This is a genomic window from Mesorhizobium sp. M2E.F.Ca.ET.209.01.1.1 (assembly GCF_004010375.2).
In the GTDB taxonomy this organism is placed as follows: domain Bacteria; phylum Pseudomonadota; class Alphaproteobacteria; order Rhizobiales; family Rhizobiaceae; genus Mesorhizobium.
Genome location: NZ_SADP02000234.1, coordinates 1 through 420, shown reverse-complemented (window position 1 = coordinate 420; position 420 = coordinate 1). Strand labels below are relative to the sequence as shown.

Sequence of the window (420 nt, the reverse complement as noted above, 5' to 3'; positions counted from 1 at the left end):
TCGCTGCGCAATCCGGCCGCCTACAACAACGTCTATGGCTTCCGCCCGTCTCAGGGGCTGGTGCCCGCCGGCCCCGACATCGACGTCTTCCACGCCCAGATGGGCGTCGAAGGGCCGATGGGCCGGAACATCGCCGACATCGCGCTGCTGCTCGACGAGCAGGCCGGCTATCACCCGCAGGCGCCGCTGTCGCATGCCAAGGAAGGCTCGTTCCTCGACGGCTTGCGGACGAAAGCGTCCGGCGGCCGCGTCGCCTGGCTGGGCGACCTCGACGGCCATCTGCCGACGGAACCGGGCGTGCTCGACCTTTGCGAGGCCGCGCTTGCCCGCTTCGCCGGCGCATCATTCGAAAGCGAAGCGCTGGTGCCGGATGTCGACTTCGAGGCGCTGTGGCAGGCCTTTGTCACCTTGCGCCAGTCA

At 68.8% G+C, this 420-nt stretch carries 1 protein-coding gene; it reads left to right on the top strand.

Features of this window, described 5'->3' with window-relative positions:
• On the top strand, positions 1-420 hold a 420-nt coding region (locus EN852_RS35440), incomplete at both ends, for an amidase family protein (RefSeq protein WP_246694498.1).